We start from the raw sequence: 17,657 nt of genomic DNA, 5'->3' as shown, positions 1-17,657 counted from the left end.
CGTGGCCGTTGAGGTTCTTCGATCAGCTCGCGTCGTCCCAGGGCACGGATTCGGCGGCGCCGAGCCCGAGCAGCGTCAGACGGAACCGGTCGTACGCGGCCTGGCACGTCGAGTGCCGCTCGTACGCCCGCGCCGATACGGCCTGCACACGACCCTCACTGTCCCGTAACCGCCAGATCCATCCATTGGACTCGGCGGCGTGCTGTACTCCGCCCGCCAGTCCCTCCGCGCTCTCGCACAGCCCCTCGAAGGACGCCCTGCACGCGGCGTCGTCCGGATACGCGTTCGCCCCGAGAGCGATCACCCGGCCGTTGTTCGCCGTCAGTCGCCACGAGTGCCACCCGTTCTCGTCGATGTCGATCTGACACCGTGTCCCCACCACACTGGCCCCACCGATCTCTCCTGCCATCTGCCGCAACCCCACCCCTGATGACCTCTTTGTCGCCCCACGTCGAGGAAGGCCGCACGCGCGGTAGATCGTGCGGCACGGGCAATGTATGTGTCCTCAGATAATTGAGGGTTGTCTCACAGGTTGCCCACGGCATCCTTCACCGCGAAGTTGCCCCTTGTTCACGGATGGTCGCTAGGGGTGACGTGCGCAGGGTGCGCCGGGCGGCGCGGGGGCCTCGGGGGGCCTCCGCAGGGCTCAGGGGGGCCTCGGGGGGAGGGTCAGCCGCCGATGGCGAGGAGGACGACGAGGACGACGAATCCGGCGACGGCCGGGGCGATGACCTCGTAGGCCCAGCGGATCTCGGGCTTCGGGGGCTCGGAGCCGTCGTCGGCGCCGTGCCGCTCCTTGAGCTCGCGCAGCTCGTGGATGGCCTGGTCGGAGGGCGAACGGTAGGCGCCGTCGTCGTCGACCGGGAGGCCGGGGCGCGGCTTGCGGCGCGGGGGCGCGCCGAAGGGGTCGTCGCCCGCCGCCTTGGCGCGCATCTGCTGCTTGGTCGCGCGCTTGCGCGCGCGCAGCGAGACCGGGATCGCCCAGATCTGGTACTTCTTGCCGCCCGCGAACAGCTCGTTCGAGAACGACGCGCGCAGCGACTCGACGCCGGCCCACGCCACCGAGATCGTCCTGAACGGGTTGCGGACCTTGAGCCGCTGCTCGCCCGCGTAGACGGCGGGCCGCAAGGTGAACGCCACGATCAACGGGATCGCCAGCAGCAGTGAGGCCAGCGCCAGCCACGGCGCGTGTCCCTTGCCGTGCACCACGGCGTCGCCGCCCAGCCACAGCGCGAGCACCAGCAGCAGCACACCGGCGCACAGTCCGGCCACCGAGCGGTAGACCCGGTCGGGGTACTGCGGTGTCCCGCCTGCCGGGTCGGGCGTGGTGGCCTGCGCGGCCGGGCGGTTGTGGTGGCTCGTCATAATCCCCGATTCTGCCCCACCGAGCCGCCGCCCTCGGCCCCAGCCCTGTTGCGTTCCCGCATCTTTCCCCCAAACCCGCACTTCCCGCCAGGCGCGCGAGGAACCGCGCGAGCAACCCACCACTGGCCGCTGGCCGGGAAACAACCGTGCTGCCCCGCCGGGGCCGGTGGTGACCTGCGGGAGCGCTCCAACTGACCGCGCAGTTCCCCGCGCCCCTCAAAAGACCGGCCCGCCGCCCCGCCAGGCGCGCGAGGAACTGCGCGCGCAACCCACCACCGGCCGTTGGCCGGGAAACAACCGGGCTGCCCAGCCGGGGCCGGTGGCGACCTGCGCGAAGCGCCATGGCTGGCCGCGCAGTTCCCCGCGCCCCTCAAAAGACCGGCCCGCCCCCCATGCGAAAGGGGCCCGCCCCGTCAGGGGCGCGAGGAACCGCGCGAGCAACCCACCACCGGCCGTTGGCCGGGAAACAACCGTGCTGCCCCGCCGGGGCCGGTGGCGACCTGCGGGAGCGCCGTGGCTGACCGCGCAGTTCCCGCGCCCCCAAAAAGATCGGCCCGCCGCCCAAGGCGGAGAAGGGTTCAGAGGGGAGCCCCGGGAGATCGGGGGCCGTCGAGGGTGGGGGAACCCTCGCCCGGAGGGGGGTGGCGGGTTGCTACGCGCGTAGATATGCTGAGGTGGTGACCATGTCTTCGCCGCCGCCTACGCCGGTAGTCCCCGCCTATGATCCCGATGCCGCGCGCCGTACGGCGACGATGTCGGATGTGACCGCTTCGGACAGCGCCCTGCGCCGCTTCCTGCACGGACTGCCGGGGGTGGACGCGGTGGGCCTGGAAGGACGGGCGGCGTCGCTCGGCACACGGTCGATCAAGACGACGGCGAAGGCGTACGCCATCGACCTGGCGATCTCGATGATCGACCTGACGACGCTGGAGGGCGCGGACACGCACGGCAAGGTCCGGGCGCTGTGCGCGAAGGGCGTGCGTCCTGACCCGACCGACCGCACGACCCCGAAGGTCGCGGCGATCTGCGTGTACCCCGACATGGTGGCGACGGCCAAAGAGGCCCTGGGCGACTCCGGCGTGCACGTCGCCTCGGTGGCGACGGCCTTCCCGGCCGGCCGGGTCGCGCGCGACGTGAAGCTGGCCGACACCGCCGACGCGGTCGCGGCCGGCGCGGACGAGATCGACATGGTGATCGACCGCGGCGCGTTCCTGTCCGGCCGCTACATGGACGTCTTCGAGGAGATCCGCGCCGTCAAGGAGGCGTGCGCCCGCCCCGACGGCGAGAGCGCCGCCCACCTGAAGGTGATCTTCGAGAACGGCGAGCTGGCGACGTACGACAACATCCGCCGCTGCTCCTGGCTGGCGATGCTGGCGGGCGCGGACTTCATCAAGACCTCGACCGGCAAGGTCGCGGTCAACGCGACCCCCGCGAACACCCTGCTCATGCTGGAAGCGGTCCGCGACTTCCGCGCGGCCGTCGGCGTACAGGTCGGAGTGAAGCCCGCGGGCGGCATCCGGACCTCCAAGGACGCCGTGAAGTACCTGGTGATGGTCAACGAGACGCTCGGCGACGACTGGCTGTCCCCCGACTGGTTCCGCTTCGGCGCCTCCAGCCTGCTCAACGATCTGCTGATGCAGCGTCAAAAGCTCAGCACCGGCCGGTACTCCGGTCCCGATTACGTGACGGTGGACTGAAAACCATGACCGACCAGAGCACCGACCAGAGCACCGGCCAGAGCACCGGCCAGCCCGGCGTGCGGCCCGGCCGGAATCCCGGCCAGCGACCCGGCCAGAAATTCGCGTACGCGCCCGCGCCCGAGTCGCGGTCCGTCGTCGACATCGCGCCTTCCTACGGCCTGTTCATCGACGGCGAGTTCACCGCCGCCGCCGACGGCACCGTCTTCAAGTCCGTCTCGCCGTCCAGCGAGGAAGTCCTCGCCGAGGTCGCGCGCGCGGGCGAGGCGGACGTGGACCGCGCGGTGAAGGCGGCCCGCAAGGCGTTCGAGAAGTGGTCCGCGCTGCCGGGCGCCGAGCGCGGCAAGTACCTCTTCAGGATCGCCCGCATCATCCAGGAGCGCTCCCGCGAACTGGCGGTGCTGGAGTCACTGGACAACGGCAAGCCGATCCGCGAGACCCGCGACGTCGACCTCCCGCTGGTCGCCGCGCACTTCTTCTACTACGCGGGCTGGGCCGACAAGCTGGCGTACGCGGGCTACGGCCCCGACCCGCGCCCGCTCGGCGTGGCCGGCCAGGTCATCCCGTGGAACTTCCCGCTGCTGATGCTGGCCTGGAAGATCGCCCCGGCGCTCGCCGCGGGCAACACGGTGGTGCTCAAGCCCGCCGAGACCACCCCGCTGTCCGCGCTGTTCTTCGCCGACGTCTGCCGCCAGGCGGGCCTCCCGCGCGGTGTCGTCAACATCCTGACGGGGTACGGGGACGCGGGCGCGGCCCTGGTCGCGCACGAGGGCGTGGACAAGGTCGCCTTCACCGGCTCCACCGGGGTCGGCAAGGCCATCGCCCGTACGGTCGCGGGCACGGACAAGAAGGTCACGCTGGAGTTGGGCGGCAAGGCGGCGAACATCGTCTTCGACGACGCCCCGGTCGACCAGGCCGTCGAGGGCATCGTCAACGGCATCTTCTTCAACCAGGGCCATGTCTGCTGCGCGGGCTCCCGGCTGCTGGTCCAGGAATCGGTGCAGGACGAGGTGCTCGACGCGCTCAAGCGGCGGATGGCGACGCTGCGGGTCGGCGACCCGCTGGACAAGAACACCGACATCGGCGCGATCAACTCGGCCGAGCAGTTGGCCCGGATCACCGCGCTGGCGCAGGCCGGTGAGGAGGAGGGCGCCGAGCGCTGGGCCCCGGCGTGCGAACTGCCCGACGCCGGTTACTGGTTCGCGCCGACGCTGTTCACCGGCGTCACCCAGGCGCACCGCATCGCCCGCGAGGAGATCTTCGGCCCGGTCCTGTCGGTGCTGACCTTCCGCACCCCGGCCGAGGCGGTCGAGAAGGCCAACAACACCCCGTACGGCCTGTCCGCGGGCATCTGGACCGAGAAGGGCTCGCGCATCCTGTCGATGGCGAACAAGCTCCGGGCCGGTGTGGTGTGGGCGAACACGTTCAACAAGTTCGATCCGGCCTCCCCCTTCGGCGGCTACAAGGAGTCCGGTTACGGCCGCGAGGGCGGTCGGCACGGCCTGGAGGGGTACCTCGATGTCTGACGTCCGCGACGCTCGGCTGAGCGTGTTCAAGACCTACAAGCTGTACGTCGGGGGCAAGTTCCCCCGCAGTGAGAGCGGTCGGGTGTACGAGGTGACGGACTCCAAGGGCGGCGCCTGGCTGGCCAACGCGCCGCAGGCGTCCCGCAAGGACGCGCGGGACGCGGTGGTCGCCGCCCGCAAGGCCGTGTCCGGCTGGTCGGGCGCGACCGCGTACAACCGCGGGCAGGTGCTGTACCGCGTCGCGGAGATGCTGGAGGGGCGGCGCGAGCAGTTCGTCCGCGAGGTCGCGGAGGCCGAGGGGCTCTCCAAGACGAAGGCCGGGGCCGCCGTCGACGCCGCCGTCGACCGCTGGGTCTGGTACGCGGGCTGGACCGACAAGATCGCCCAGGCGGTAGGGGGCGCCAACCAGGTGGCCGGTCCTTACTTCAACCTCTCGACGCCCGAGCCGACCGGTGTGGTCGCCGTCCTGGCTCCCCAGGACTCGTCCTTCCTCGGCCTGGTCTCGGTCCTCGCCCCGGTGATCGCCACGGGGAACACCGCGGTGGTCGTCGCCTCCGAGCGCTCGCCGCTGCCCGCGCTCTCCCTCGGCGAAGTCCTCGCCACCTCCGACGTGCCGGGCGGCGTCGTCAACATCCTCTCCGGCCGCACCTCCGAGATCGCCGCGCCCCTCGCCGCCCACCAGGACGTCAACGGCCTCGACCTCACCGGCGCCGACGCGGACCTCGCCGCCGAGTTGGAGCGGGGCGCGGCCGACAACTTGAAGCGGGTGCGCCGTCCGGCGCCGGAGGACTGGGGGACGGACCCCGGCCTCTCCCGCCTCACCGCGTGGCTCGAGACCAAAACCGTCTGGCACCCCATCGGCGCCTGACGGGTCCCCGTAGGGGCGCGAGGAACTGCGCGACAAGCCACGACGTGCGTGCACGTCACCACCCGCCCCAGAGGGGCAGATCGGTGGTCTCCGGACCACCGGCCGGTGGGGGCGGGCCGCGCAGCTCCCCGCGCCCCTGAAAAATCGGCCTGCCGTCCCCGGCAAAGGAACCGCTCAGTGCGGAAGAAGCCCGGTGACAGGTCCCACCAGGGGAAGCGTGCCGAGGGAGCCCCCGTTGGTGATCGGAGCGGTCACGGCGGAGGTGGAGACGGGGTGGAAATCGGCGACCTGGGAGCCGACGGCGTTGTCGAGCGGGTCGACACCGGTGTTGCTCAACGGATCGATCGTGAGGTCGCGGACGGGGGCGACGCCCGCGCCGAGTGCGCCGGTGACGTACTGGGTGGGGAGCGCGGAGGTGACGTCGGACGTCGGGAGGGCGTCGGTGGCGCTCTGGGCCGCCGCGAGGGGATCGGCGGCGGCGACACCGGCCGGTACGACGACGGCGGCCGCGGCGGCGGTGAGGGTCAGGGCGAGGGCGGTACGGAGCGAGGGCATGGACCGGTTCCTGTCGACGGGAGTCTTCCTGGCGCAGCGTAACGCAATGACCGCGCAGGGTAGTTGTCCTACGGCGGGTCGTCCCCCGGCCGGGGATACGGGACAATTGTTCTCCGTGAGTTCATCCCCGGTGTCGCTTCGCTCCCGTGTGATCCTGCTGACCGGCCCCTCGGGGTCCGGCAAATCGTCCCTCGCCACCCGTGCCGGACTGCCGGTGCTGGCCCTCGACGACTTCTACAAGGCGTGCGACGACCCGACTCTGCCCGCCCTGCCCAGCGGCGCGGGCACCGACTGGGACGCCCCGGGTTCGTGGAACGCGGACGCGGCGCTCGCGGCCGTGGCCGCGCTCTGCGCGGACGGCGCCGCCGACACCCCGGTCTACGACATCGCGACGAGTTCGGTCACCGGCCGTACCCGCCTCGACCTCGGCGGAGCACCCGTCTTCGTCGCCGAAGGCATCTTCGCCGCCGAGATCGCCGGGCGCTGCCGGGAGCTGGGGCTGCTCGCGGACGCGCTGTGCCTGCGCGGACGCCCGACGACGACGGCGCGCCGGCGTTTCGTACGGGATCTGCGCGAGGCGCGGAAGTCGGTGCCGTTCCTGGTCCGCAGGGGCTGGAACCTCATGCGCGCGGAACGCGCGATCGTGGCCCGTCAGACCGCTCTCGGCTGCCACCCCTGCGGCCGTGACGAGGCGCTGGAACGTATCGCCGCGGCCGTCACCCCCGCGCCCCCGCTGCCCCGCGTCCCGGCCGAGGCGTGACGCCGTAGAGCTATAAAGCCGCAAAGCTGTAGAGCCGCAAAGCCGTAGAGCTGTAGAGCCGTAGAGCCGTAGAGCTGTACGGCAGTGGACGTACGACAGGGCCGGACGGCATTCCCCTGGCCGTCCGACCCTGCTCCCCCGTACCCCCCGGTACCCCCCCGTTTCCCCCCTGCTCCCCCGTGTCCCCCCGACCGGCCCCCGTACCGGCGTGTGGAAATCCTTGGCCTTGAGCTGGGCCTCGGACGGCCCTCAGGCGACCAGTTCGCCGAAGGCGTCCTCCTCGTCGCGGCCGAAGCTCAGGGCCTCGTCGTCGCGCATGCGGCGCAGGGAGCGCCAGATGCTGCTCTTGACGGTGCCGACGCTGATCCCGAGGATGTCGGCGATCTCGGGGTCGGTGCGGCCCTCGTAGTAGCGGAGCACGAGCATGGTGCGCTGCTGCTCGGGCAGCCGGGCGAGCGCCTGCCACAGGACGGCGCGCAGTTCGGTGCCGCCCATCTCGTCGGTGTCGCCGACCGTCTCGGGCAGCTCCTCCGTCGGGTACTCGCTGAGCTTGCGCCGCCGCCAGGCGCTGATGTGCAGATTGGTCATGGTGCGCCGCAGGTAGCCGCCGACGGCCGCCTTGTCGCTGATCCGGTCCCAGGCCCGGTAGGTGGAGAACAGGGCGCTCTGGAGCAGGTCCTCGGCCGCGAAGCGGTCCCCGGTGAGGTGGTACGCGGTCGCGTAGAGCGACGCGCGGCGCTCCTGGACGTAGGCGGTGAAGGCCGCTTCGGCCTCGGCCCGCGCCGGGGTGCGGGCGGCGGCGCCGTCGAAGGTGCCGGACGGCTGGTCGGCGGTGGTCGCGGACGGTACGGGCTTCGCCTGGTGCTCGGCGCCGCTGTCGACCGCTGCCATGAACGGCGGGCGGTGCCGGGCGCTCGTCGGGTACGAGGTGCCGCGTACGGCGCCGCGGACGTACCCCCGTCCGTTCGCGGCGCCGGACTTCTCCGTGGTGCGGACGGCGCAGGTCCCCGTGGAGTGCGCCGAGTGCGTGTGCGTCGCATGAACCGCGGTGTCGGTGGTGATGTGCAGTGTGTTCATGTCCCGCCCCCGTCGTTGGAACCTGATGCGTGGTCTTCGGCGTCGCATCCGGTACGGCGTGCGCTCTTCCGATGTGACAACAGACTGCCGGGCCAGTTTCATGACGCTGTCCGCCGAGTGTCACAGGCCCGTCACAGAGGCCGCGCGCCGCGTGACCGACCGGTCGGCCCGGGTGCGGCACCGCCGGTCAGCAGGTCACGAGCAGGTCACGCGGACAGGGTCATGTCAGGACGGAAGGTCCCCGCACTTCATGCGGACGCCGTCGTTAGGCAACAATGACCGGCGTGCCTTTCCTGTTGCTTATCGAGGATGACGACGCCATCCGTACGGGCCTCGAACTCGGCCTGTCCCGTCAGGGTCACCGCGTGGTGGCCGCTGCGACGGGCGAGGACGGCCTGAAGCTGCTCAAGGAGCAGCGCCCCGACCTGATCGTGCTGGACGTGATGCTGCCGGGGATCGACGGGTTCGAGGTGTGCCGGCGCATCCGCCGTACCGACCAGCTCCCGATCATCCTGCTCACCGCGCGCAGCGACGACATCGACGTGGTGGTGGGGCTGGAGTCCGGGGCCGACGACTACGTGATCAAGCCGGTGCAGCCGCGGGTGCTCGACGCCCGCATCCGGGCGGTGCTGCGGCGCGGCGAGCGGGACAGCACCGACTCCGCGGCCTTCGGCGCGATCGTCATCGACCGCAGTGCCATGACGGTGACGAAGGACGGCGAGGACCTTCAGCTCACACCGACCGAGCTGCGCCTGCTGCTCGAACTGAGCCGCAGGCCGGGACAGGCGCTGTCCCGGCAGCAGTTGCTGCGTCTGGTGTGGGAGCACGACTACCTCGGTGACTCGCGTCTCGTCGACGCGTGTGTGCAGCGGCTGCGCGCCAAGATCGAGGACGTGCCGTCGTCACCGACCCTGATCCGTACGGTCAGAGGCGTGGGATACCGCCTGGACACGCCCCAGTGACATCGCGGTTCGGCGACGGGAACGGCGGGCACGGCGGGCAGGAACGGCACGACCGGCAGGATCGGCACGACGACCCCTCCGAGAGCGGCCCGACCGACAACGGCCCTTCGGACGACGGCGGTTCCGACGGCTCCGGCACCGGCACCGGTACCGGCTCCGCCACCGGCCAGGAACGCGACCGGGGCTGGAACTGGTCGCCCGGCATGGTGCGTTGGACGAGTCTGCGGCTGCGCCTGGTCGCGGTCTTCGCGGCCGTCGCGCTCACGGCCGCCGTCTCCGTCTCCGGCATCGCGTACTGGCTCAACCGCGACGCGGTGCTGACCCGCGCGCAGAACAGCGCGCTGAACGACTTCCGTGACTCCTTGCAGCGCAACGCGGCCTCGCTGCCGGTCTCGCCGACCTGCGAGTCGCTGAACACCGCGGCGGGCCGGATCGGCGGACCCGACACGTACCAGGTGGTGCTGATCGACACGACGCGGGACAACGCGCCGTGCGCCGCGCCCTCCAACCGGGACGTGTTCACGCTGGACGACGTGCCCGCGCAGTTGCAGCGGGCGGTCAACACCCCGGACGCCAAGGACCACAACCGCTACCACCTGCGGTGGATGCGGATCTCGTTGCAGGGCCGCCCGTACCTGGTGGCGGGCGCGCGGATCAACGACGACGGCGCGACCGGCTACATGCTCAAGTCGCTGGACGCGGAGCGCAAGGACCTCAACTCCCTCGCCTGGTCGCTGGGGATCGCGACCCTGCTCGCTCTGGTGGGCGCCGCGCTGCTCGCCCAGGCGGCGGGCTCGACCGTCCTGCGTCCGGTGCGGCGGCTCGGTGAGGCGGCGCAGCGGCTCGGCGAAGGCCACCTGGACACCCGGCTGAAGGTGTCGGGCACCGACGAACTCGCCGAGATGTCACGGACGTTCAACAGCGCGGCCGAGGCGCTGGAGAGCCGCGTCGAGGAGTTGAGCGCGCGGGAGGCGGCCAGCCGCCGCTTCGTGGCCGACATGTCGCACGAGTTGCGCACCCCGCTGACGGCCATCACGGCGGTCACCGATGTGCTGGAGGACGAGGCGGAGGCGCTGGACCCGATGATCGCCCCGGCGGTACGGCTGGTGGTCAGCGAGACGCGGCGGCTGAACGAGTTGGTGGAAACGTTGATGGAGGTCACCCGCTTCGACGCGGGCACCGCGAAGCTGCGGGTCGACGAGGTCGACGTCGCGGACATGGTGATGGCCTGCATGGACGCCAGGGCGTGGGTCGACTCGGTCGAACTGGACGCGCCGCGCGGCCTGCTGGCCACCCTGGACCCGCGACGGCTGGATGTGATCATGGCGAATCTGATCGGGAACGCGCTCAAGCACGGCGGTTCCCCGGTCCGGGTCAGCCTGCGCAGGGAGGGGGGCGCGGACGGCGACGTCGTCATCGCGGTCTCCGACCACGGCCCCGGCATCCCCGAGGACGTACTCCCGCATGTCTTCGACCGCTTCTACAAGGCCGACGCCTCGCGCGCCCGCTCCGAAGGCAGCGGTCTCGGCCTGTCGATCGCGATGGAGAACGCGCACATCCACGGCGGCGACATCACGGCGGCCAACTCCCCGGACGGCGGCGCGGTCTTCACGCTGCGGCTGCCGGTCAGGCCGCGCACCGACGAGGACGAGGACGACGCGGACGGCGACGGAGGCGCGAACGGCTCGGGCGCCACGGGCACGTCGCAGGGGCCCGGCGGTGACGCGCGATGAGACACCGCCCGACGAAATACCGCCCGACGAAATACCGCCCGACGAGACACCGCCCGACGAGACACCGCCCGACGAGATACGGCCTGATGAACCAGCGCTCGATGAGACGCCGCCCGATGAGCCTCGGCCGGATGAGACATGCGCCACGCAAGGTGCTGGCCGTCGTCCTGCTCGCCGCGCTGCCGCTGATCGGCGGCTGCGGCATCCGGTCGACCACGGTCCCGGTGGACGCGGGGCCCGCGCCGTCGCGGGTGTCGTGCGCGGTGCCGCGCGACGGCAAGGCGCCGGAGACGGACACCGTCGTACGCCAGGTGTATCTGGTGTGCAGCATGCAGACCACGCCGGTCAAGCGGAACGTGACGCTGCGGCCGGGCAGGATCGACCGGCTGACGCAGGTCAGGGAGCTGGTCGCGCAGTTGCAGCGCAGCCCGCTGTCGGCCGAGGCGCAGGCCGGTTTCTCCACCGAGGTGCCGGGCAGCCTGGAGATCCTGGGGCCGTTCAAGGGCGATCCCGAGAACGCGCTGCGGCTGAACCAGCCGGTGGACGAGCTGCCGTCGTTCGCGCTCGCGCAGATCGTCTGCACGCTCGTCGACGACCCGTCGGTCACCGGCGACGGCGGTGTGGTGCTCGGCGGCGACGACCCCGACAGCAAGCCGCGCCGCTACGCCTGCACGCCCGACCTGCGGACCCGCCCGGACGCCGCCGACAGCGCGGGAACCGCGGTGGGGTGAAGCCGCGTCTTGGAGGGCGTGCGGCACGAAGGCTCCAGTTTCAGGGTGCGCGCGGCCGGGCTGCTGCTCACCGCCGCGTACCTCGCTTTCGTCGCCTGGCTGCTGCTGCGTCCGCATTACGTGACGTGGGTGCCCGCGCCGAATCTGCGGCCGTTCGGCACGATCCGCGCCGACCTGGCGATGAGCGCGGGCGAGGCGGCCCGGCGGATCGCCGAGGGCCTGGGTCTGCTCGCGCCGCTGGGCGTGCTGCTGCCGATGGCGGGCGGCCGGGTCCGCACCTCGGGCTTCGCGTCCTTCGCGCGGACGGTCTTCGCCTCGCTGATGGTGTCGCTGACCCTGGAATTCCTTCAGACGATGGTGCCGGGCCAGCTCTTCGACGTGGACGCGCTGCTGCTCAACACGGCGGGCGTGGCGCTGGCGCACCTCCTGGTGGTGCCGCCCGCGCGGCGCGCGCTGCGCAGGCGCGAGGCACGCAAGCGGGCCGCGCCCCCTGCCGAGGATCGCTCGGCGGGGGCGCGGCCCGTGGGGGTCTGACCGGTCGGCCGACGTACCGAGGCGGTACGCGCCGAGGCGGTACGCGCCGAGGCGGTACGTACTCCGGCCGGGTGCCTGCCTGCTTGCTCCGTGCCGACGTGGAGACGCGCCGACGTGTCCGCGGCCTACTTGCCGGTGAGGCCGCCGACCGGGAGGCCGCCGAGGAGGCCGTTCGCCGGGCTGACCTGGTTGCCGGAGGGCAGCAGCTTGCCCGGGTTGCCGGGGAGCGCGGAGGTGCCGTTGGTCAGCGCCTGCTGCGCGCCGTTGGCGCTGTCGGCGGCGCCGGGCAGGAGCTTGGCGGCGGTGCCGACCGGAGTCCCGTCGAGCACGGTGGGCGAACCGGCGTGGCCGAGCAGCGAACCGGCCTGGTCGGTGATCGGCAGGGCCGGGAGGGAGGCCGCGGAGGCGGTGCCCGCCGCGGCGGCGGCGAAGGCGAGGCCGAGCACGGTGGTGGCGAGGGTCTTCTGGGTACGGGTCTGCATGACTTCGGAACGTAGTCAGATGTTGACCGGCCGTGCAAACGGCGTGGCGCGGCCGTCACCCCTCGGGCCGGCCGCGCCGTGAAGGTGTTCCGTCAGCCCTCGTCGGGCACGGAATCGCTGGCCAGGGTCGGTGCGGCGGCCGACTGCCGGAACAGCCACTCGGCCTTCAGCTCCGCGTACCCCGGCTTGATCACCTCATTGATCATGGCCAGACGTTCATCGAAAGGGATGAACGCTGATTTCATCGCATTGACGGTAAACCACTGCATGTCATCGAGGGTGTAGTCGAACGCCTCCACGAGGTGCTCGAACTCCTGACTCATGCTGGTGCCGGACATCAGCCGGTTGTCGGTGTTCACGGTGACCCGGAAGTGCAGCCGCCGCAGCAGACCGATCGGGTGCTCGGCGTACGAGCTGGCCGCGCCGGTCTGGAGGTTGGAGGTGGGGCACATCTCCAGCGGCACGCGCTTGTCGCGCACGTACGACGCCAGGCGGCCGAGCTTGACCTGGTCGCCGCGCCCGTCGGAGGAGATGTCGTCGATGATCCGCACGCCGTGCCCGAGCCGGTCGGCGCCGCACCACTGGAGCGCCTGCCAGATGGACGGCAGGCCGAACGCCTCGCCCGCGTGGATCGTGAAGTGGTTGTTCTCGCGCTTCAGGTACTCGAAGGCGTCCAGGTGCCGGGTGGGCGGGTAACCGGCCTCGGCGCCCGCGATGTCGAAGCCGACGACGCCCAGGTCCCGGTAGCGGTTGGCCAGTTCGGCGATCTCCTGGGAGCGGGCGGCGTGCCGCATCGCGGTCAGCAGCGCGCCGACGCGAATGCGGTGGCCGTCCTCGCGCGCCCGGCGCTCGCCTTCCCTGAAGCCCTCGTTGACCGCCTCGACGACCTCTTCGAGGGTCAGGCCGCGCTCCAGGTGCTGCTCGGGCGCGTACCGGATCTCGGCGTAGACCACGCCGTCGGCCGCCAGGTCCTGCGCGCACTCGGCGGCGACCCGCACCAGCGCGTCCCGCGTCTGCATCACGGCGCAGGTGTGCGCGAACGTCTCCAGATACCGCTCCAGCGAACCGGAGTCGGCGGCCTCGCGGAACCACGCGCCGAGCTTGTCCGGATCGGTCTCGGGCAGCGCGTCGTAACCGGTCGCGCGCGCGATGTCCACGATCGTGCCGGGGCGCAGGCCGCCGTCGAGGTGGTCGTGGAGCAGCGCCTTGGGGGCGCGGCGGATCTGTTCCGGGGTGGGAGTGCTCGGTTTGGGGTTCTGCATGCTCAAACGATAGCCCCTACGCGCGTAGATATCGCGCTGCGCCCAACAATTTTCCGCCCGGCCATACAGTGCACACCCCTGCGTCTGCCATCGTTGCGCCATGGCTTCCCAAGCATTACCGGCGCGTGGCGCACGACTGGGCCGCCCGGTGCCGTCCGGGCTGGTGCCCGCGCCGAGGCAGCGCGAACACGATACCGGCGCCACGGTGCGCGCCGTCGTGCTCGCCCTGCCCGGCGGTGACGCGCTGAGCACCCGGCGCCGCTCCCCGGTGGCGGCGGCCGTCATGTGGCCGCTGGCCCGCCATCTCGTCCGCGAGGGGGCCGCCGACGGGGTGGCCGCGCACGTCGTGCACTACCGCTTCCGCGGCTGGAACGGCGGTCACGCGCATCCGGCCGAGGACGCCGAGTGGGCGGTCGGCGAGGCCGTACGGCGCTACGGTGACGTGCCCGTCTGCCTCGTCGGCATGGACATGGGCGCGCGGGCCGCCCTCCACGCCGCCGGTCACCCCGCCGTGACCTCCGTCGTCGCGCTCTCTCCGTGGCTGCCGCGCGGTGCCGAGCCCGAGCCGGTCAAGCAGCTCATCGGGCGGCGCGTGCTGCTCGTCCACGGCACCGAGGACGAGTCCACCGCGCCCGACATCTCCTACGGCTTCGCCGAACGCCTCAAGAAGGTCAACCGCGACACCTGCCGCTTCGAGGTGCACTCCGACGGCCACGGCCTCCACCAGCACCGCAGCGAGGTCTTCGCCCTCACCTCCGATTTCGTCCTCGGCTCGCTTCTCGACCGGCCCCACGCCCGGCCCATCGCCGACGCCCTCGCGGCTCCGCCGCCCCTCGGCCTCCGCATGCCCCTGGCCTCCGGCTTCGGCAAGTCCCTCCGCGTCTGACCCGACCCCTTACGGCCCCGTCAGGGGCGAGGCCCCTATTCCCGCGCCTGGCGGAGGTACGTGCCCCGTAGGGGCGCGGGGAACTGCGCGGCCAGCCCACCACCGGCCGGTGGTCGCGAAACACACAGCGTCCGCCCCACTGGGGCGGTTTTTTACCCGCGCCGACGTCGTGGCTGAGCGCGCAGTTCCCCGCGCCCCTAAAAACATGGGCTGGCGTCCCACGCCAAGGAACCGTACAGGGGCCGCGCCCCAAAGACGTCGGGCTTCGCCCTCCGCAGGAGACCGGCTCAGGCCGGCAGAAGGGTGCCCGTCTGGGCGAGCAGGAAAGCACGGAAAGCGGCGACCGGGGGCGGGGCCGGGGCGCCGTCGAGCCAGGCGAGACCGATCTCGCGGACGGCACGTCGCCCGGTGAGGTCGAGTTCGACGACGCCGGGCCGGGGCACGGCCGGCGGGGGAAGGACGGCGACGCCGAGCCCGGCGGCGACCAGCCCCCGAAGCGTCTCGGCCTCCTCGCCCTCGAAGGCGACCCTCGGCGTGAACCCGGCCTCGGCGCACAAGGCGTCGGTGATGCGCCGCAGCCCGTAGCCCGGTTCGAGCGTGACGAACGCCTCGGCGGCGGCCTCGGCGAGCCGCACGCGCTTGCGGCCGGCCAGCCGGTGCCCGGCCGGGACGACGAGCCGCAGCCGCTGCTCGTCGAGTTTGCGGACGACGAGACCCGCCTCGTCCGGCGGCGGGGACGTCAGGCAGAGGTCGAGTTCGCCCAGCCGCAGGCGTTCCAGCATGGCCTCGCCGTACGTCTGCACGAGCTGGAAGCGGACGCGCGGATACTCGGCGCGGAAGGCGCGCAGGAGGGAGGGGACGGTCTCGGGCCCGAGCGTGTGGAGGAACCCGAAGGCGACCCGCCCGCTGTCGGGATCGGCGTCGAGGCGTACGGACTCGGCGGACCGTTCCACCTCGGCGAGCGCCCGCTCGGCGGCGGCGCGGAAGGTGACCCCGGCGCGGGTGAGGCGGACGGCGCGGCCGTGGCGGGCGAAGAGGGCGACACCGAGATCGGCTTCGAGGCGGGCCAGCGCGCGGCTGAGCGTCGACTGCGGCATGCCCAACTCCTGGGCCGCGCGCGTCACATGCTCATGCCGCGCCACGGCCGCGAACTGCGCGAGGCGCGGTGCCAGCAGCGCGCCCCCGGACTCCGGGTCCGGCCCGGTACCGGCTGTGTCGGCCACCGTATATGCCCCCTCCACCTGCGCTCATGCACCAGTGCATCAATCATGCACGATCTGTGCATTGGACGCATAAATGTGGACGCCCCTACGGTCATGACATGTCACGCGCCGATACCGGGGCGGTCGCCGCGACCCGCGCGAACGCCCGAGCCCGAACGCAGGCCGCCACCACGGCCGATGACCGGCTCCGCCCCGGCTCCCCCGGCTACCGCCGCGCCAACCTCGCGTTGTTCGCCGCGGGACTGGCCACCTTCGCCCTGCTCTACTCCACGCAGGCGCTGCTGCCCGCCCTGTCCTCCGGCCTGTCGCTGAGCCCCGCGCGGGCCAGCCTCACCGTCTCGGCGACGACGGCCGCGCTGGCCGTCGCACTCCTGCCGGTCAGCGCCCTCAGCGAGAAGTACGGCCGTACGCCGGTGATGACGGCCTCCGTCTTCGCCGCCTCGCTGCTCGCCCTCGCCGTGCCCTTCGCGCCCAACCTGGCCGTCCTCGTCGCGCTGCGCGCCGTGCAGGGCGTGGCGCTCGCCGGGCTGCCCGCGACCGCGATGGCGTATCTCGCCGAGGAGGTCCACCCGGCCGCCGTCCCCTCCGCGATCGGCCTGTACGTGGCGGGCAACTCCATCGGCGGCATGAGCTCGCGCGTCGTCGGCGGGGTCCTCTCCGAGGCGTTCGGCTGGCGCGCCGCGCTCTTCGCCGTCGGCCTGTCGGCGCTGGCCTGCGCGGTCGCCTTCCGGCTGCTCGTGCCGCCCGCCCGGCACTTCACGCCGGGACCCGTGCGTCCGGCCGCGCTGTGGCGCACGGTCACCGGGCACCTCCGCGACCCGCTGCTGCGCGGCCTCTACGCGATCGGCCTGCTCTTCATGGCGGTCTTCGGCGCCGTCTACACCGTCCTCGGCTACCGGCTGACCGCCGTGCCCTTCGGCCTCTCCCAGACCGCCGTCGGCGCGATCTTCCTCGTCTACCTCGTCGGTACGGCCGCCTCCGCCGCGTCCGGCGCGCTCCTCGCCCGTACGGGCCTGCGCGGCGCCTTCACCGTCGCCGCCGTACTGTGCGCCGCCGGGCTGCTGCTCACCCTGTCCGGGTCCCTGGCCCTGATCCTGCTCGGGCTCGTCCTGGTCACGGCCGGTTTCTTCACCGGCCACTCGGCCGCCTCCGGCGCGGTCAGCCGGACGGCCCTCACGGGCCGCGCGCAGGCGTCCGCGCTCTACCTGACCGCGTACTACATCGGCAACAGCCTCGGCGGCACGCTCGGCGCCGGCGCGTTCCACGCCGGGGGGTGGGGCGCGACGGTGTCGCTCGCGCTGGCGACCGTCGGCGCCGTCGGGCTCGTCGCGGGCCTCGCGCTCAGGCGGCCGGGCGCCGCCACGCCGTGACGTCCAGCTTTCCGGTGGTGCCCAAGTCGACCATCATCGTGACGCGTTGGGGAGGGGCGTCCTTGACCGGCGTGATCTCCAGGTATTCGCCCGTGCTCGCCGCCACCGTGCTGTCCGTCACCGTGTTGCGCCACACCAGCACTGTCAACGCCCGCTGTCCCGGCCGCAGTTCGATACGTGTCGGGGCCGGGTCGTCGATGCCGGTCGTGATCGACAAGCCCTGATGGACCGTCACCTTCAGGCGCTCGCGTGCCTTGTCCAGGACATACGTCCGCGGGTAACCCTCCACCGTGCGCGGCGACTTCCCGCAGTTCGTCACGTAGACGGCCATCGCCCGCAGGCCCATCGCGGCGTCCGGTTCCTCACCGGTGACGGCCAGGCCGCCCTCCGGACACGGCGGTTCCGTCACCACCGGCGCCGACGCGGGGGGTGCCGAGTCCGTCGGCAGCCCCACGGCCGCCTCGGACCCCCCGTCCGTCCCGCACCCGCCCACCGCCAACACCGTTGCGGCCGCCGCCGCCACCGCCCACGTCCTCATCCCCACCATCCGCCGATCCTGACACATCCCCGGGGAGCCCCTCCGGGGCGGTGAGCCGATCTTCTACGGGGCGCGGCCCCGGACGCCC

At 72.4% G+C, this 17,657-nt stretch carries 18 protein-coding genes; 10 read left to right on the top strand and 8 right to left on the bottom strand.

The features are described from left to right. Window positions 1-22: 22 nt before the first annotated feature. Window positions 23-409, bottom strand: a complete 387-nt coding sequence (locus tag ACIP4Z_RS19300) for a hypothetical protein (protein WP_355336911.1) — start codon at window positions 407-409, stop codon at window positions 23-25. A gap of 260 nt (window positions 410-669) precedes the next feature. Beyond that, on the bottom strand, window positions 670-1,365 hold the full coding sequence (locus ACIP4Z_RS19295; RefSeq protein WP_355336910.1) for a PH domain-containing protein: 696 nt from the start codon (window positions 1,363-1,365) through the stop codon (window positions 670-672). A 752-nt stretch (window positions 1,366-2,117) separates the two neighbouring features. On the opposite strand from ACIP4Z_RS19295, the gene deoC reads away from it, so the two are divergent. The 3 genes from deoC to ACIP4Z_RS19280 are packed head-to-tail and all read left to right on the top strand — an operon-like array spanning window position 2,118 to window position 5,456. Then, the gene (gene deoC / locus ACIP4Z_RS19290) at window positions 2,118-3,062 is read left to right on the top strand and encodes a deoxyribose-phosphate aldolase (protein ID WP_355336909.1); all 945 of its coding nucleotides are present in this window, start codon (window positions 2,118-2,120) and stop codon (window positions 3,060-3,062) included. Window positions 3,063-3,067: 5 nt separating this feature from the next. Then, window positions 3,068-4,588: an aldehyde dehydrogenase family protein gene (locus tag ACIP4Z_RS19285; protein WP_355336908.1), complete on the top strand. Its 1,521-nt coding sequence runs from the start codon at window positions 3,068-3,070 to the stop codon at window positions 4,586-4,588. Further along, window positions 4,581-5,456 carry an aldehyde dehydrogenase family protein gene (locus ACIP4Z_RS19280; protein ID WP_401309453.1) on the top strand — a complete coding sequence of 292 codons (876 nt, stop codon included), beginning with the start codon at window positions 4,581-4,583 and terminating at the stop codon, window positions 5,454-5,456. The genes ACIP4Z_RS19285 and ACIP4Z_RS19280 overlap by 8 nt, the downstream gene beginning before the upstream one ends. Window positions 5,457-5,630: 174 nt before the next feature. On the opposite strand, the gene ACIP4Z_RS19275 is transcribed toward ACIP4Z_RS19280, so the two are convergent. Next, on the bottom strand, window positions 5,631-6,011 hold the full coding sequence (locus tag ACIP4Z_RS19275) for a hypothetical protein (RefSeq protein ID WP_355336906.1): 381 nt from the start codon (window positions 6,009-6,011) through the stop codon (window positions 5,631-5,633). 115 nt (window positions 6,012-6,126) lie between these two features. On the opposite strand from ACIP4Z_RS19275, the gene ACIP4Z_RS19270 reads away from it, so the two are divergent. Continuing rightward, the gene (locus tag ACIP4Z_RS19270) at window positions 6,127-6,771 is read left to right on the top strand and encodes an ATP-binding protein (protein WP_391050535.1); all 645 of its coding nucleotides are present in this window, start codon (window positions 6,127-6,129) and stop codon (window positions 6,769-6,771) included. Window positions 6,772-7,020: 249 nt separating this feature from the next. Here the strand turns inward: ACIP4Z_RS19270 and ACIP4Z_RS19265 are convergent, their stop codons facing one another. Next, window positions 7,021-7,848, bottom strand: coding sequence for a SigE family RNA polymerase sigma factor (locus tag ACIP4Z_RS19265; protein WP_391163304.1), 828 nt, complete (start codon window positions 7,846-7,848; stop codon window positions 7,021-7,023). A gap of 284 nt (window positions 7,849-8,132) precedes the next feature. Here ACIP4Z_RS19265 and ACIP4Z_RS19260 point away from each other — a divergent pair, with 284 nt between their 5' ends. The 4 genes from ACIP4Z_RS19260 to ACIP4Z_RS19245 all read left to right on the top strand — a co-directional run bounded on the left by ACIP4Z_RS19260 (window position 8,133) and on the right by ACIP4Z_RS19245 (window position 11,808). Beyond that, a complete protein-coding gene (locus ACIP4Z_RS19260; protein WP_188279231.1) occupies window positions 8,133-8,810 on the top strand; it encodes a response regulator in 678 nt (225 codons plus the stop codon). Continuing rightward, on the top strand, window positions 8,807-10,543 hold the full coding sequence (locus ACIP4Z_RS19255) for an ATP-binding protein (RefSeq protein WP_401309448.1): 1,737 nt from the start codon (window positions 8,807-8,809) through the stop codon (window positions 10,541-10,543). The genes ACIP4Z_RS19260 and ACIP4Z_RS19255 overlap by 4 nt, the downstream gene beginning before the upstream one ends. 131 nt (window positions 10,544-10,674) lie before the next feature. Continuing rightward, complete coding sequence (locus ACIP4Z_RS19250; RefSeq protein ID WP_391050533.1) at window positions 10,675-11,274, top strand: hypothetical protein; 600 nt, start codon at window positions 10,675-10,677, stop codon at window positions 11,272-11,274. A 45-nt stretch (window positions 11,275-11,319) separates the two neighbouring features. Beyond that, window positions 11,320-11,808: a VanZ family protein gene (locus tag ACIP4Z_RS19245; RefSeq protein ID WP_401309446.1), complete on the top strand. Its 489-nt coding sequence runs from the start codon at window positions 11,320-11,322 to the stop codon at window positions 11,806-11,808. A 125-nt stretch (window positions 11,809-11,933) separates the two neighbouring features. On the opposite strand, the gene ACIP4Z_RS19240 is transcribed toward ACIP4Z_RS19245, so the two are convergent. Then, a complete protein-coding gene (locus ACIP4Z_RS19240; RefSeq protein WP_355336901.1) occupies window positions 11,934-12,290 on the bottom strand; it encodes an ATP-binding protein in 357 nt (118 codons plus the stop codon). Window positions 12,291-12,382: 92 nt separating this feature from the next. Further along, window positions 12,383-13,552 (bottom strand): adenosine deaminase, encoded by a 1,170-nt coding sequence (locus ACIP4Z_RS19235; protein WP_355336900.1) that lies wholly within the window; start codon window positions 13,550-13,552, stop codon window positions 12,383-12,385. Between the two features lie 100 nt (window positions 13,553-13,652). On the opposite strand from ACIP4Z_RS19235, the gene ACIP4Z_RS19230 reads away from it, so the two are divergent. Then, a complete protein-coding gene (locus ACIP4Z_RS19230; protein WP_391050530.1) occupies window positions 13,653-14,438 on the top strand; it encodes an alpha/beta hydrolase in 786 nt (261 codons plus the stop codon). Between the two features lie 287 nt (window positions 14,439-14,725). On the opposite strand, the gene ACIP4Z_RS19225 is transcribed toward ACIP4Z_RS19230, so the two are convergent. Continuing rightward, complete coding sequence (locus ACIP4Z_RS19225; RefSeq protein WP_401309441.1) at window positions 14,726-15,661, bottom strand: LysR family transcriptional regulator; 936 nt, start codon at window positions 15,659-15,661, stop codon at window positions 14,726-14,728. A 98-nt stretch (window positions 15,662-15,759) separates the two neighbouring features. Between ACIP4Z_RS19225 and ACIP4Z_RS19220 the strand changes: the two genes are divergently transcribed. Next, on the top strand, window positions 15,760-17,031 hold the full coding sequence (locus ACIP4Z_RS19220; RefSeq protein ID WP_401309438.1) for an MFS transporter: 1,272 nt from the start codon (window positions 15,760-15,762) through the stop codon (window positions 17,029-17,031). Here the strand turns inward: ACIP4Z_RS19220 and ACIP4Z_RS19215 are convergent. Next, a complete protein-coding gene (locus ACIP4Z_RS19215; protein ID WP_355336896.1) occupies window positions 17,003-17,440 on the bottom strand; it encodes a DUF4232 domain-containing protein in 438 nt (145 codons plus the stop codon). The genes ACIP4Z_RS19220 and ACIP4Z_RS19215 overlap by 29 nt on opposite strands. Window positions 17,441-17,657: the final 217 nt, after the last annotated feature.

Origin of the sequence: Streptomyces sp. NPDC088910 (genome assembly GCF_044749865.1) — a bacterium.
In the GTDB taxonomy this organism is placed as follows: Bacteria; Actinomycetota; Actinomycetes; order Streptomycetales; family Streptomycetaceae; genus Actinacidiphila.
This window is presented reverse-complemented; position numbering and strand designations above follow the sequence as displayed.